Origin of the sequence: Haemophilus parainfluenzae (genome assembly GCF_014931415.1) — a bacterium.
Lineage (GTDB): Bacteria > Pseudomonadota > Gammaproteobacteria > Enterobacterales > Pasteurellaceae > Haemophilus_D > Haemophilus_D parainfluenzae_AF.
On the sequence record NZ_CP063121.1, the window covers coordinates 296,857 to 310,652 of the forward strand.

Sequence of the window (13,796 nt, forward strand, 5' to 3'; positions counted from 1 at the left end):
ATGAAACGAATCACAGGCTTTCCTACTCGCCCCGATATGGTGCAACAATTATTAGATGTAGGCTTTGATTACTATAACCTGCCTTCCTCTGATGGCTCCCATTATTGGTCGGACAATGTGGCATATGAATTTACCCTAGCGGAAATTGATCGTATTGAAGACGCCACCAACGAATTGCACTCAATGTGTATGGACTTTGTTGCCGATGAAGTGAAACAAGGTGATTATGCCTATTATCGCTTCACCGATTTACAGAAAAATCTGATTGAACAAACATGGTCTAAAAACGTACCGCACTTATATGGTCGTTTTGATTTTGGTTATGATGGCGAAAACCTCAAAATGTTTGAATACAATGCCGATACGCCAACTTCCCTGCTTGAAGCTGCTGTGGTGCAATGGCAATGGTTAGAGCAAATTGAAGGCTTAGCGCATCGTGACCAATTCAATTGGATTCACGAAGAATTGCTTAATCGCTTTCAGTTTATTCAACAGCAAACTGGATTAAAAGATTTCCATTTTAGTGCCATGCAAGAAGCAGGCCGTGAAGATTGGGGCAATATTGATTACTTGGCGGATGTGGCTTACAACGCGGGTTGGCATATTCATCAGCTTGCCATTGAAGATGTAGGCTACGATAAAGACAGTCAGCAATTCCTCGATCTGAATAATCAACCTATTGATTGTTTATTTAAGCTCTATCCGCTTGAATGGATGACCACGACAGAATATGCACCACACATGCTTAATTCATCCACCACTTTTATTGAACCGGCGTGGAAATTACTATTAAGCAATAAAGTGCTATTAGCGAAATTATGGCAAAAACATCCAAATCATCCATTATTACTACCTGCTTACTTTAGCAAACATGATATTACCGATCGCCAATCAATATGGGTGAAAAAACCGACGTTAGGTCGTGAAGGTGCCAATGTTTCTTACTATGAAAAACGTAATGGCCTAGAATTTGCTGCCAAAGGCAGTGAGCATTCTGCCTTTTACGATCAAGCAGGTTACATCTATCAACAAAAATTTGAACTGCCAAATTTTGATGGCATGTACCCTATGATTGGTTCTTGGGTAGTGGGTGATATAGCTTGTGGCATCGGATTGAGAGAAGATTTTACCCCTGTTACCGGCAATGATAGCCACTTCATTCCGCATTACTTTGTAGAATAAAAACAACGCAAAACTGACCGCACTTAACAGATAATAAGGAGATAAATATGTATCCATTTAGTTTTCAAAACCCTACTCGCATTGAATTTGGTCTCGATAAAGAAAAAGAGATGGGTAAATATATGCACGAATACGGTGCAAAAAAGGCCTTAATTATCTATGGTAGTGAGCGTGTCAAACAATCCGGTTTATTTGAAGATGTGGCAAAAAGCTTGCGTGACCATGGCATTGAATACATTGAATGTGGCGGGGTGAAAAGCAACCCGACAATCAGCAAAGTTCGTGAAGCCGTTGCAATGGCAAAAGCCTTTAGTGCAGATAGTGTGCTGAGTATCGGTGGCGGCTCTTGCCTTGATAGTGCGAAAGCGATCGCAGCTGGTGCATGCTATGACGGCGATACCTGGGACTTCTTTAAAGGCACACCGGTGCAAAAAGCATTGATGATTTTTGATGTGATCACCCTTGCGGCAACAGGCAGTGAAATGAACTGGGGCTCAGTCATTACTAATGAAGAAACACAGCAAAAATATTCAATTCACAGCAATCATTTATTCCCCAAAGTGTCAGTGATTAATCCGAAATTGCAAGCGACCGTCAGCCGTGATTATTTAGTGTATTCAGCTGCAGATATTATTGCTCATTCTATTGAAGCCTACTTCACGGCGGAATATCGTCCTGAAATTATTGATTTCTTAGTAGAAAGCAATATTAAGACCGTGATTCGTACGACTGAAATCCTGCTCAATGATCCACAAGATCTCAATGCGCGTGGTGAGTTTGCCTGGGCGGCTACACTTGCGTTGAACGGTTTAACTCATTTAGGTATCTCACCTTACGGTTTCCCAAATCATATGATTGAGCATTCTATGAGTGCGATTTCAGATGTGCCACATGGTGCTGGGCTTTCCGTGATTATGCCTGCGTGGATGCAATGGTATCAATCTCAAAGACCTGCTCAATTCAAACGCTTTGCTAAAGAAATATTTGGCTTAGATAATGCTGACGATGGTATTCAAGCCTTAAAAGCTTGGTTTGATAAAATCGGTACACCAACAAGTCTTGAACAACTTGGTATTGATGATGAAACCTTAGCTGAAATTATTGAAAATGCGGCTCAAACTGCAATCAGAGCGAAAGTGGAAAAAACGTATACTAAAGAAGCTATTGAAGCCATTTTCGCTTTAGCGAAGTAATCTCTCATAAGAAAGAGCGGTTAAATTTAAAATATAATGAAATTTGAGCGCTCTTTTTATATTCTCAACATTTCACTTATTGAAAAGCATGTAAAAAATAACCGCACTTTAGTTACCCAAAGTGCGGTTAATTTGAATTAAGTTTTAACGCTTAATTATAGTGAAGCTTGATCAACAGCCACACCAGCACCCATAGTTGTAGAGATGCTTACTTTCTTGATAAAGATACCTTTTGCAGTAGTTGGTTTTGCTTTGTTTAAAGCAGCCAATAATGCTTGAAGGTTTTCTTTTAATTGAACTTCAGAGAAGTTTGCTTTACCAATTGTTGTGTGGATGATACCGTTTTTATCGTTACGATAACGGATCTGACCAGATTTAGCATTTTTAACTGCTTCAGCAACGTTTGGTGTTACGGTACCAACTTTAGGGTTTGGCATTAAACCACGTGGGCCTAATACTTGACCTAATTGACCAACAACACGCATTGCATCAGGAGAAGCGATAACAACGTCAAAGTTCATTTCGCCTTTTTTGATTTGCTCTGCTAAATCTTCCATACCGACTAAATCAGCGCCAGCTTCTTTAGCTGCATCTGCGTTAGCACCTTGGGTGAACACAGCTACGCGTACTTCACGACCTGTACCGTGTGGTAATACAGTTGCACCACGAACGTTTTGGTCTGATTTACGAGGATCGATACCTAAGTTTACTGCAACGTCAACACTTTCAACGAATTTAGCTGTTGCGAATTGTTTTAATAACGCGATTGCTTCGTTGATTTCATATGCTTTAGTAGAATCTACGCCAGCTTTGATTGCTTTCATTTTTTTAGTCAATTTAGCCATCGTATTATTCCTCCACCACTAAGCCCATTGAGCGAGCAGTACCAGCAATTGATTTCATTTTAGTTTCGATAGTCGCGCCAGTCATATCTGCTGCTTTAGTTTCAGCGATTTGACGAACTTGATCTAAAGTTACTTTACCCACTTTATCTTTGTTCGGTTTACCAGAACCAGATTTGATACCTGCAGCTTTTTTCAATAATACTGCTGCTGGTGGAGTTTTAGTAATGAAAGTGAATGAACGGTCTGCATATACAGTGATAACAACTGGAATTGGTAAACCTTTTTCAATGCTCTCAGTACGAGCGTTGAATGCTTTACAGAATTCCATGATGTTCACACCTTGTTGACCTAATGCAGGACCAACTGGTGGTGATGGGTTTGCCATACCAGCTGCAACTTGCAACTTAACGTATGCTTGGACTTTTTTTGCCATTTTTTAGTTTCCTCTAAATGGGTGATAACGCCGAAATCGGCTCCCCTGTTAATGAAAGGCTGTATTTTAATTAATCAGCCTCGAAATTTCAAGTAGAAAAACTACTCGAAAAACAACCGCACTTTATTGTTTAAGTGCGGTCATTAAATCTCTTACTTTAGAAAAGGGAAATTAACGTGTTTTTTCCACTTGACCAAATTCAAGCTCAACTGGTGTTGCACGACCGAAGATAGATACTGACACTTTTAAGCGGCCTTTTTCGTAATCTACTTCTTCAACCGTACCATTAAAGTCTGCGAATGGACCTTCTGTCACACGCACCTCTTCACCTGGTTGATATTCTTTACGATGACGCGGTTTTTCAGCACTTTGCTCTAAACGATTTAAAATTAAATCTGCTTCACGTTTAGAAATTGGTGCTGGCTTATCTGGAGTACCACCGATAAAGCCCATTACACGTGGTACACTTTTCACTAAGTGCCATGTGTCATCGTTCATTGCCATTTCAACTAATACATAGCCAGGGAAGAATTTACGTTCACTTTTACGACGTTTACCTGCTACGTTTTCAACGACTTCTTCAGTCGGCACTAACACTTCGCCAAACTGATCTTCCATTTGTTGTTGTTTGATATATTCACGCAATGTGATTGCAACACGACTCTCAAAGCCTGAGAATGCTTGCAATACATACCAACGTTTTTTGGATATGTTTTCAGTTTCGCTCATTTTAGAATCTCAAATCAGTTAAGAAGTTAATCAATGCAATGATAATTGAATCAATTGCCCAGAAGAATAAAGAGGTAAGCACGGTTACCGCAATCACGATTAAAGTGGTTTGACGTGTTTCTGCACGAGTTGGCCATACCACTTTACGACCTTCAACTTTTGCTTCGCTAAAGAATGTACGTGCTTTTGTACCTTGGTTGGTAATTGCAGCGAAACCAAAGGCAATTAATAAGGCGACAACTACGCCAACTACACGTACAGGTAAAGAGAAGGCGTCTTTAAAATAAACGTTACCAATTGCTGCAGCGGTAAAAAATGCCACAGAAAGAATCCAAAGAAGCGTGTTTAAGCCTTTTGATTTTCCTTCTACGACTTGTTCTTGGTCGTGTTTCTTTTTCTCAACAATTTCAGTTGCCATAATTGAATCCGTATAAAATAAGGGATAAATAATTTTTAGATTAATTTCAGAACGTGCGATTGTAGCATTTTCTTTCGGGATTGCCTATGAAAAATGTCAGAAAAAACAACCGCACTTTCTGTTAATTTTTATATTCGAGCTTCGGTGGTTTGTTATCGACGATGGTTTCTTCATCCACAATCACTTTTTGCAAGTTTTCGATTGAAGGTAAATCATACATCGTATCTAACAATACAGCCTCAACGATTGAGCGTAAACCACGCGCACCGGTTTTACGTTCAAGGGCTTTTTTTGCCATCGCTTTTAATGCTTCTGGGGTGAATTCAAGCTCTACATCTTCTAAACCAAATAATGCTTGATATTGTTTGGTCAATGCGTTTTTCGGTTGAGTAAGGATCTGAATCAACGCTTCTTCATCTAATTCGCTTAATGGCGCAATCATTGGAAGACGACCAATAAATTCTGGAATCAAACCAAATTTCATTAAATCATCTGGCTCAACTTGACGGAATAATTCAGAAAGATTTTCTTTCTCTTCTTCCTTCTCTACTTTCGCATCAAAACCAATTCCGGTATCAGTTTGTGTACGCTTACCGATAATTTTATCTAAGCCGGCAAATGCCCCACCACAAATAAAGAGAATTTTCGAAGTATCCACTTTCAACATTTCTTGTTGTGGGTGTTTACGTCCACCTTGTGGCGGCACAGACGCAATAGTGCCTTCAATTAATTTCAACAAGGCTTGTTGCACACCTTCACCAGATACATCACGAGTAATAGACGCACCTTCTGATTTGCGGCTAATTTTATCAATTTCATCAATGTAGATAATGCCCTGCTCTGCTTTTTCCGTATCGTAATCGCAGTTTTGTAATAATTTTTGCAGAACATTTTCCACATCTTCGCCCACATAACCGGCTTCGGTTAATGTCGTCGCATCGGCCATAGCAAAAGGCACATTTAAACGACGTGCCAAGGTTTGTGCTAATAAGGTTTTACCGCTACCTGTTGGACCAATTAACAAAATGTTACTTTTACCTAATTCGACATCATTGCTTTGGTGGTTCGTACGTAAGCGTTTATAGTGATTGTAAACCGCCACTGACAAGACTTTTTTCGCATAATCTTGCCCAATCACATAATCATCTAAGTGAGCGCGAATTTCATGCGGTGTCGGTAATTTTTCTTCAACTGCCAGTTCGCTAGGTGTTTCGATTTCACCACTGTCTTCTAACATACTGTGGCAAAGCTCGATACACTCGTTACAAATATAACCATCTGTACCCGCAATTAATTTACCTACTTCACTTTTTTCTCTTCCGCAGAAAGAACAGTGAAGATCGTTATCATTTGTTGTCATGTGAAATCCTTAACGTTTAATCAACACATCGTCCACTAAGCCGTAAGCTTTTGCTTCTTCTGCCGACATAAAGTTATCACGATCTGTGTCTTTTTCGATACGCTCGATGCTTTGACCAGTATGGAAAGCAAGACGCTCGTTTAAGGTTTGTTTAATTTTTAAAATTTCTTGTGCGTGGATCTGAATATCTGATGCTTGTCCACGGAAACCACCTAACGGTTGGTGAATCATTACGCGTGCATTCGGTAATGCAGCACGTTTTCCTGCTGTACCACCCGCAAGTAAGAATGCGCCCATTGAGCAAGCTTGACCAATACAAAGGGTACGCACATCCGGTTTAATAAATTGCATGGTATCGTAAATTGCCATACCCGCAGTCACAGAGCCACCCGGTGAGTTAATATAAATATTGATGTCTTTTTTCGGATCTTCTGATTCTAAGAAAAGTAACTGTGCCACGATCAAATTTGCCATACGATCTTCTACTTCACCACTCAAGAAGATCACGCGCTCTTTTAATAGGCGAGAATAAATGTCGTACGAACGTTCACCACGAGAGGTTTGTTCGACAACCATAGGAATTACACTCATTTTTGCCCCTAAATATGTGCTAAAAAATCGGGCAATATTCTACCCGAAAATCAGTAAAAACAAAAATGCGGTCGCTTTTCATTGAAAAAAACAACCGCACTTTTCGATGATATGCTTGTGAATTTAATTCACGTTCTATCAATTATTATGCTTGTGGATTCATGATCTCATCAAATGAAGACGCTTTTTCAGTCACTTGAGCTTTAGCAAGAACGGCATCAACTGCTTGTTCTTCTAATACTACGTTGCGAATGTTGTTCATTAACTCTTCATTTTTGCTGTAATATTCAACTACTTCAGCTGGTTGTTCGTAAGCAGAAGCGATATCCGCAATCATTGCTTTCGCACGTTCTTCATCCGCTTTCAATTCGTTTGATTTGATCACTTCAGAGAATAATAAACCGACTTGAACACGACGTTTTGCATCAGCTTCAAATAATTCGCGTGGTAATTGTGCAGCTTGTTGTGCATTACCACCGAAACGTTGTGCAGCTTGGTTACGTAATACATTGATTTCTTCTTCTACTGCAGAAGCTGGAACATCAATTGGGTTTTGTTCGATTAAACCATTGATGACTTGTTGTTTAACACGTGAAACTAATGCGTTTTTCAATTCACGTTCCATGTTTTTACGGATTTCTGCACGTAAATCTGCCACAGTTTTGGTGTTTGGACCAAATTTAGCAACGAATTCATCTGTTAATTCTGGTAATTCCATTTCTTCTACTTTTTTCAAGGTGATCGCAAATTTTGCATCTTTACCTTTTAAGTTTTCAGAATGGTATTCCGCTGGGAAAGTCACATTGATATCGAATTGTTCGCCTGCTTTGTGACCTACGATACCCTCTTCAAAACCTGGGATCATACGACCTTGGCCCATGAATAGAACGAAATCAGTTGCTTTACCGCCTTCGAATTCTTCGCCATCTACTGAACCAACGAAGTCGATTTTTACGCGAGAATCTGCTTTAGCTGCTGCTTTACTTTCAACCCAAGTTGCTTGTTGTTTACGTAATACATCGATCATTTTATCGATATCAGCTTCAGTGATTTCAACAGTTGGTTTCTCAACCTTGATGTTTTCTAAGCCTTTTAATTCAACTTCTGGGTATACTTCGAAAGTTGCAGTGAATGATAAATCTTTACCAGGTTCGAACGTTTCGATAGCGAAAGTTGGACGACCTGCGATGTTGATTTTCTCAGCGATTACTGCGTCAAAGAAATGACGTGGTAATAAATCGTTTAATACATCTTGACGGATTGATGCGCCAAAACGTTGTTCAATGATGTGAGCTGGCACGTGACCTTTACGGAAACCATCAACACGTACATTTTTTGCTGCACGTTTGAATTCTTCACGAGTTGCTTTTTCTACAGCTTCAGCTGGAACGGTGATCGTCACACGACGCTCTAAACCTTGAGTTGTTTCAATATTTAATGACATTTGTAACCTCAATTAATGTTGCACTCGGTAAAAACCACACCGAACACGTTATTGTTTGTAAAAATAAAAAACCGCCAAATTATAGCGAAAGAAAATCAAACAGTCGATAGAAACCGGAAAATTCAATAGAAAACCAGCTAAAATTGCACAATTTATCAACAATTTTTGATAAAGAAAAAAGTGCGGTCAAAAATAACCGCACTTTTTATCGAATTATAAACCTTTTGGTAAACGAATTTTTTGACCAGGGAAAATCTTATCCGCGTCTTTAATCACTTCTTTGTTAGCTTCAACGATAGCGGTATATTTCGCGCCATTTCCGTAAGCTTTCTCAGCGATTTTCCACAAGGTGTCACCTTTTTGGATTACATAAAATGTTTCATCACTGCCTAAGGTTTCACCGTTATTGATGCTTGCATCGCTTTTTACTGAGTGGATACCTTGAATGTTACCCGCCATTAATACTGCTTTTTCTAATGCCGCCGCGTTTGCCGCCACACCTTGGATATTTGCTACACCATTTTCAACGGTAACAGATAAGTTTTCTACACCTGGATTGTCTTCCGCGATGTGTTGAGTCACTGCTTTAGATGCATCTTCTTCTTTAGAGAAAACTTTCTTACCAATGTCACTGACAAAATCAAATAAACCCATTTTAAAGTTCCTTTTGTATGTTTGTTTAAGGGAGTATTACGATACTGAAATTCCCTTAAGAAGTCTATAAATCAGAGTGTAAAGCTATGTAAATATTTCAAGAAAACTGATCTAAAATTGACCGCACTTTGATAGAATACGCCGATTTTTAATTTACTCACTGAAAAAGGACAAATTATGCGTTGGGAAGGTCGTAGAGAAAGCTCAAATATTGAAGATAGACGTGGCTCTGGCGGCGGTAACTTCGGTGGCGGAAAAGGCACTGGTGTGCTCGGTATTATCATTCTTTTAGTCGGCGCTTATTATGGCGTGGATCTTTCAGGCTTAGTGGGTACGCCTGATTTTTCAGGACAAAGCTCTCAACAGTTAGAAACTAAAGAAGAACAACAACTTGCGAGTCTTTCTAAAGTTGTATTAGCAGACACTGAAACCGTTTGGGGACAATATTTCAGACAAATGGGTAAAACTTATAGCGAGCCAACCATGGTGCTTTACAATGGTGTAACGCCAACCGCTTGTGGTACGGGTCAATCTGCAATGGGTCCATTCTACTGCCCGAGCGATCGCAAAGTTTACCTTGATTTATCATTCTATAATGAAATGAAAAATAAACTGGGTGCAGCAGGTGATTCAGCCTTTGCTTATGTGATTGCGCACGAAGTCGGTCACCACGTACAAAATATGCTCGGCATTCTGCCGCAAGTGAATCGCGCACAACAAAGCAGTGATCGTAAAACGGCAAATCAACTTTCCGTTCAATTAGAACTTCAAGCTGACTGTTTCGCTGGTGTTTGGGCGAGCCAAGCGGTAAAAAGTGGTTTATTTGAACGCGGTGATGAAGAAAAAGCGTTTAATGCAGCAGAAGCTGTGGGCGATGACCGTTTACAAAAACGCAGCCAAGGTTATGTGGTACCGGATAGTTTCACTCACGGTACATCTGCACAGCGTCTAGAATGGTTCAGAAAAGGCTTACAAAGCGCTAATCCTTCTGTGTGTAATACTTTTAACCAATAAAATCTTTAAGGCTGATTCATGTCAGCCTTTTTTATTTCTGTGCATTTTAGCATAAAAAAAGAGCGGTCAATTTTGACCGCTCTTTTTCTTTATGGTGTTAAGCTTACGCGAACTGACGTACTTCGCCGTTACCCGCTACGTTTTCCACACAACGTGGACAAAGTGTCGGATGTTCAGGATTCACGCCGATTTTGTCAGAATAATGCCAGCAACGTGGACATTTTTCACCGTTAGAACGTGCAACGCTTACCGCAATTCCCTCTAACTCTCCCGTAGCTACATCTGCAGGTTTGTCAGCTAATGGTTTCACTTCCGCTTTTGAGGTAATTAACACGAAACGTAATTCATTGCCTAATTGTTCTAACAATGCTCGATATTCATCGTTAGCATAAACTGTTACTTCTGCTTCTAAACCACCACCGATCACTTTGTCGTTACGGGCGATTTCTAATACACGGTTCACTTCAGAACGAACTTTAATCAGTTGTTGCCAGTAAGCATCATCTAATTTTTCATTCTCGCCTAAACCAAATAAGCCTTCGTAGAATTCTTCAGTAAAGACAAATTCAGCACGTGGCATTGCTGTTTGTGGTAAGTAGCCCCAAATTTCATCTGCCGTGAATGACAAGATTGGTGCCATCCAACGTACTAAAGCTTCCGCAATGTGCCATAACGCTGTTTGGCAGCTACGACGAGCAAGACTATCCGCTTTGGTGGTGTATTGACGGTCTTTGATAATATCAAGGTAGAACGAACCCATTTCCACAGAACAAAAACGCATTAAACGTTGTACTACTGTGTGGAATTGATAGTTATCGTACGCGTCTTTGATTTCTTTTTGTGCATCTAACGCACAAGCTACCGCCCAACGATCTAAGCTAATCATGTCTTCCGGTTTAACCGCATCACGTTGCGGATCAAAACCGTTTAAATTCGCTAATAAGAAACGCGCAGTGTTACGAATACGACGATAGCTATCCGCGGCACGTTTTAAGATCTCATCAGAAACAGTCATTTCACCGGTATAGTCGGTAGATGCAACCCATAAACGTAAAATATCACCACCGAATTTATCCATGACTTCTTGTGGGGTCACGATGTTACCGATAGATTTTGACATCTTACGGCCTTGACCATCCACGGTGAAACCATGGGTTAATACTTGTTTGTATGGCGCTTTGCTGTCTGTTGCCGTAGAAAGCATTAAAGAAGACATAAACCAACCACGGTGTTGGTCAGAACCTTCTAAATACATATCGATATCTTGACCGTTAAACTCCGGACGATTCGCGACAACAGAAGAATAGGTTGATCCTGAGTCAAACCATACGTCAAGGGTATCAGGCACTTTGCGATAGGTTTCGGCATCAGCCCCTAATAATTCTTTTTCGTCTAAATCCCACCATGCTTGAATACCGGCTTTCTCTACACGTTTCGCTACTTCTTCAAGTAACTCTAAGGTACGCGGATGAAGCTCTTCGGTTTCTTTGTGCACGAATAAGGTCATCGGTACACCCCAAGTACGTTGACGAGAAATACACCAGTCTGGGCGGTTTTCAACCATTTTCTCGATACGTGCTTGACCCCAATCTGGAATCCAACGTACGCCTTTGATTTCGCCTAATGCTTGTTGGCGTAAACCCTGTGTTTCCATACCGATAAACCATTGTGGTGTTGCACGGAAAATAATCGGGGTTTTGTGACGCCAGCAGTGTGGGTAGCTGTGTTTGATTTTCTCAACTTTTAATAAGTTGCCCACTTCTTGTAATTTTTCAACAACCAATGGATTGGCTTCAAATACGCCTTTGCCTGCAAAGAATTCAGTCGTTGAAATAAATTTACCGTCATTCGATACAAGACCCGCCATTGGTAAATTATATTTTTGTCCTACAATAAAGTCGTCTAAACCGTGGTCTGGTGCGGTGTGAACTAAACCTGTACCGCCATCAGTGGTCACGTGATCACCTAAAATTACTGGTACAGTGAAATCATAGAACGGATGGTTAAAGCGTACTAACTCAAGTGCTTGACCTTTTACTGAACCTAACACTTCAACTTGTTCTACGCCCACCGCTTTCGCAACAGACTCAACTAATTCAGCAGCTAAGATCACACGCTCATCACCAAGTTGTACTAAGTTGTATTCTAAGTCTGCATTTACTGCAATCGCACGGTTAGATGGCATTGTCCAAGGTGTAGTGGTCCAAATCACGGCAGATAATTTGCCATAGCCTTTGCCTACTGCGTTAAATTTCTCTTCAATTTCGGCTACATTTACTGCAGGAAAACGCACATAGATAGACGGAGAAACTTTGTCTTCGTATTCCACTTCTGCTTCTGCTAAAGAAGAACCACAATCCAAACACCAGTGCACTGGTTTTGAACCTTTGTATAAGTGACCATTCGCAATCACTTTACCGAGTGTACGGATGATGTTTGCTTCGGTGTTGAAGTTCATCGTTAAATAAGGATTATCCCAATCACCCAACACACCTAAACGGATAAAATCTTTTTTCTGACCTTCTACTTGTTCTGCAGCGTATTCACGGCATTTTTGACGGAATTCAGCAGCGGTCACTTTCTCATTTGGTTTACCCACCAAACCTTCTACTTTTAATTCAATTGGTAAACCGTGACAGTCCCAACCCGGGATATAAGGCGAATCAAAACCTAACGCTGTTTTAGATTTAATAATAATATCTTTCAGAATTTTATTAACGGCGTGACCGATATGAATATTGCCGTTCGCATACGGAGGGCCATCATGCAAAATAAAGGATTTTTTACCTTTCGTGGCTTGGCGGATTTTTTGATACAACTGTTTGTCATACCAATTTTTTAACATTACAGGTTCGCGTTTGGCTAAATCGCCACGCATTGGGAAACCTGTTTCAGGTAAATTTAACGTGTTTTTGTAATCAACTGTCATGTTATTTTCCAATTTTATATTTCAATATAATTCTATTTTGCAAAAAATGCTTTCGCTGTTTTTACGTCTTGTTCAATTTGAGCTTTCAACGCCTCAAAAGACGGAAATTTTATCTCATCTCGAATCTTATGGCAGAATTCTACCTCTACCATTTGTCCATAAATATTCTGAGAAAAATCAAATAAATGAACTTCTAATAATTGTATCGTACCGTTAATAGTTGGGCGTTTTCCCATGTTGGCGACGCCATTAAAAATCTCACCTGATTTCAACCGCACTTTCACCGCATAAACCCCTTTTACTGGGTTCACTTGACGATGTAAACGAACATTCGCGGTAGGAAAACCAATGGTGCGGCCTAATTTATTGCCGTGGATCACACGACCGAAAATACGATAAGGCTTACCGAGTAAATTTTGCGCATGCTGTAAATCATCTTTAGCCAGCGCTTCACGAATAGCGGTGCTACTGATACGCAACTCATCTAAACAGAAGGTGTGGCTGTCTTCTACTTCAAAACCAAACTGCTTTCCAGCTTGCTGCAACATCGCAAAATTGCCTAAACGTTTCGCACCAAATTTGAAATCATCCCCAATACTGAGAAACTTCACATTTAATTTGCGCACAAGCCAATCTTCAATAAATTGTTCTGCAGGAAGATCAGCAAAAGTGCGGTCAAATTTCGCGACGATCACCACATCCACCCCCGCCTTAGCTAAATAATGTAATTTATCTCTTAACCGCATTAAGCGAGCAGGGGCTTTGTCACCCATAAAATATTCGCGCGGTTGCGGCTCGAAAAGCATCACTGCCATGGGTAAATTCAGTGCATTTGCTTTCTGACGAAGATGACGCAAAATCGCCTGATGCCCCAAATGCACGCCATCAAAATTGCCAATGGTTAATGCGCACCCTGACAAATATGGCTGTGTATTATAAAGCCCACGAATTAATTGCATTACATCTTATCCAAAAAAACAAAAAATAATCGGTGCATTATAGCG

The 13,796-nt window shown here is 40.3% G+C and carries 13 protein-coding genes; 3 read left to right on the top strand and 10 right to left on the bottom strand.

Features of this window, described 5'->3' with window-relative positions; all coding sequences use genetic code 11:
- Both INP93_RS01485 and INP93_RS01490 read left to right on the top strand, forming a co-directional pair.
- The gene (locus tag INP93_RS01485; RefSeq protein WP_197544949.1) at window positions 1-1,182 is read left to right on the top strand and encodes a glutathionylspermidine synthase family protein; all 1,182 of its coding nucleotides are present in this window, start codon (window positions 1-3) and stop codon (window positions 1,180-1,182) included.
- A gap of 47 nt (window positions 1,183-1,229) precedes the next feature.
- Complete coding sequence (locus INP93_RS01490) at window positions 1,230-2,375, top strand: iron-containing alcohol dehydrogenase (RefSeq protein ID WP_197544950.1); 1,146 nt, start codon at window positions 1,230-1,232, stop codon at window positions 2,373-2,375.
- Window positions 2,376-2,530: 155 nt separating this feature from the next.
- On the opposite strand, the gene rplA is transcribed toward INP93_RS01490, so the two are convergent.
- From rplA to lysM, 8 genes are all read right to left on the bottom strand, one after another.
- Window positions 2,531-3,220: a 50S ribosomal protein L1 gene (gene rplA, locus INP93_RS01495; RefSeq protein WP_005695230.1), complete on the bottom strand. Its 690-nt coding sequence runs from the start codon at window positions 3,218-3,220 to the stop codon at window positions 2,531-2,533.
- 4 nt (window positions 3,221-3,224) lie between these two features.
- Window positions 3,225-3,653: a 50S ribosomal protein L11 gene (gene rplK, locus INP93_RS01500; protein WP_005695228.1), complete on the bottom strand. Its 429-nt coding sequence runs from the start codon at window positions 3,651-3,653 to the stop codon at window positions 3,225-3,227.
- Window positions 3,654-3,824: 171 nt separating this feature from the next.
- Window positions 3,825-4,382, bottom strand: coding sequence for a transcription termination/antitermination protein NusG (gene nusG / locus INP93_RS01505; RefSeq protein WP_049367260.1), 558 nt, complete (start codon window positions 4,380-4,382; stop codon window positions 3,825-3,827).
- 1 nt (window position 4,383) lies between these two features.
- On the bottom strand, window positions 4,384-4,800 hold the full coding sequence (gene secE / locus INP93_RS01510) for a preprotein translocase subunit SecE (protein WP_049372690.1): 417 nt from the start codon (window positions 4,798-4,800) through the stop codon (window positions 4,384-4,386).
- 121 nt (window positions 4,801-4,921) lie between these two features.
- The gene (clpX, locus tag INP93_RS01515) at window positions 4,922-6,160 is read right to left on the bottom strand and encodes an ATP-dependent protease ATP-binding subunit ClpX (protein WP_005698128.1); all 1,239 of its coding nucleotides are present in this window, start codon (window positions 6,158-6,160) and stop codon (window positions 4,922-4,924) included.
- A 9-nt stretch (window positions 6,161-6,169) separates the two neighbouring features.
- The gene (gene clpP / locus INP93_RS01520) at window positions 6,170-6,751 is read right to left on the bottom strand and encodes an ATP-dependent Clp endopeptidase proteolytic subunit ClpP (RefSeq protein ID WP_005695224.1); all 582 of its coding nucleotides are present in this window, start codon (window positions 6,749-6,751) and stop codon (window positions 6,170-6,172) included.
- A 145-nt stretch (window positions 6,752-6,896) separates the two neighbouring features.
- Complete coding sequence (tig, locus tag INP93_RS01525; protein ID WP_197544951.1) at window positions 6,897-8,195, bottom strand: trigger factor; 1,299 nt, start codon at window positions 8,193-8,195, stop codon at window positions 6,897-6,899.
- A 213-nt stretch (window positions 8,196-8,408) separates the two neighbouring features.
- Window positions 8,409-8,849, bottom strand: a complete 441-nt coding sequence (gene lysM / locus INP93_RS01530; RefSeq protein WP_197544952.1) for a peptidoglycan-binding protein LysM — start codon at window positions 8,847-8,849, stop codon at window positions 8,409-8,411.
- A 177-nt stretch (window positions 8,850-9,026) separates the two neighbouring features.
- On the opposite strand from lysM, the gene ypfJ reads away from it, so the two are divergent.
- Window positions 9,027-9,863: a KPN_02809 family neutral zinc metallopeptidase gene (ypfJ, locus tag INP93_RS01535; protein WP_197544953.1), complete on the top strand. Its 837-nt coding sequence runs from the start codon at window positions 9,027-9,029 to the stop codon at window positions 9,861-9,863.
- Between the two features lie 103 nt (window positions 9,864-9,966).
- Here the strand turns inward: ypfJ and ileS are convergent, their stop codons facing one another.
- Both ileS and ribF read right to left on the bottom strand, forming a co-directional pair.
- Window positions 9,967-12,792, bottom strand: a complete 2,826-nt coding sequence (ileS, locus tag INP93_RS01540; RefSeq protein ID WP_197544954.1) for an isoleucine--tRNA ligase — start codon at window positions 12,790-12,792, stop codon at window positions 9,967-9,969.
- 32 nt (window positions 12,793-12,824) lie between these two features.
- A complete protein-coding gene (gene ribF / locus INP93_RS01545; RefSeq protein WP_197544955.1) occupies window positions 12,825-13,751 on the bottom strand; it encodes a bifunctional riboflavin kinase/FAD synthetase in 927 nt (308 codons plus the stop codon).
- Window positions 13,752-13,796: the final 45 nt, after the last annotated feature.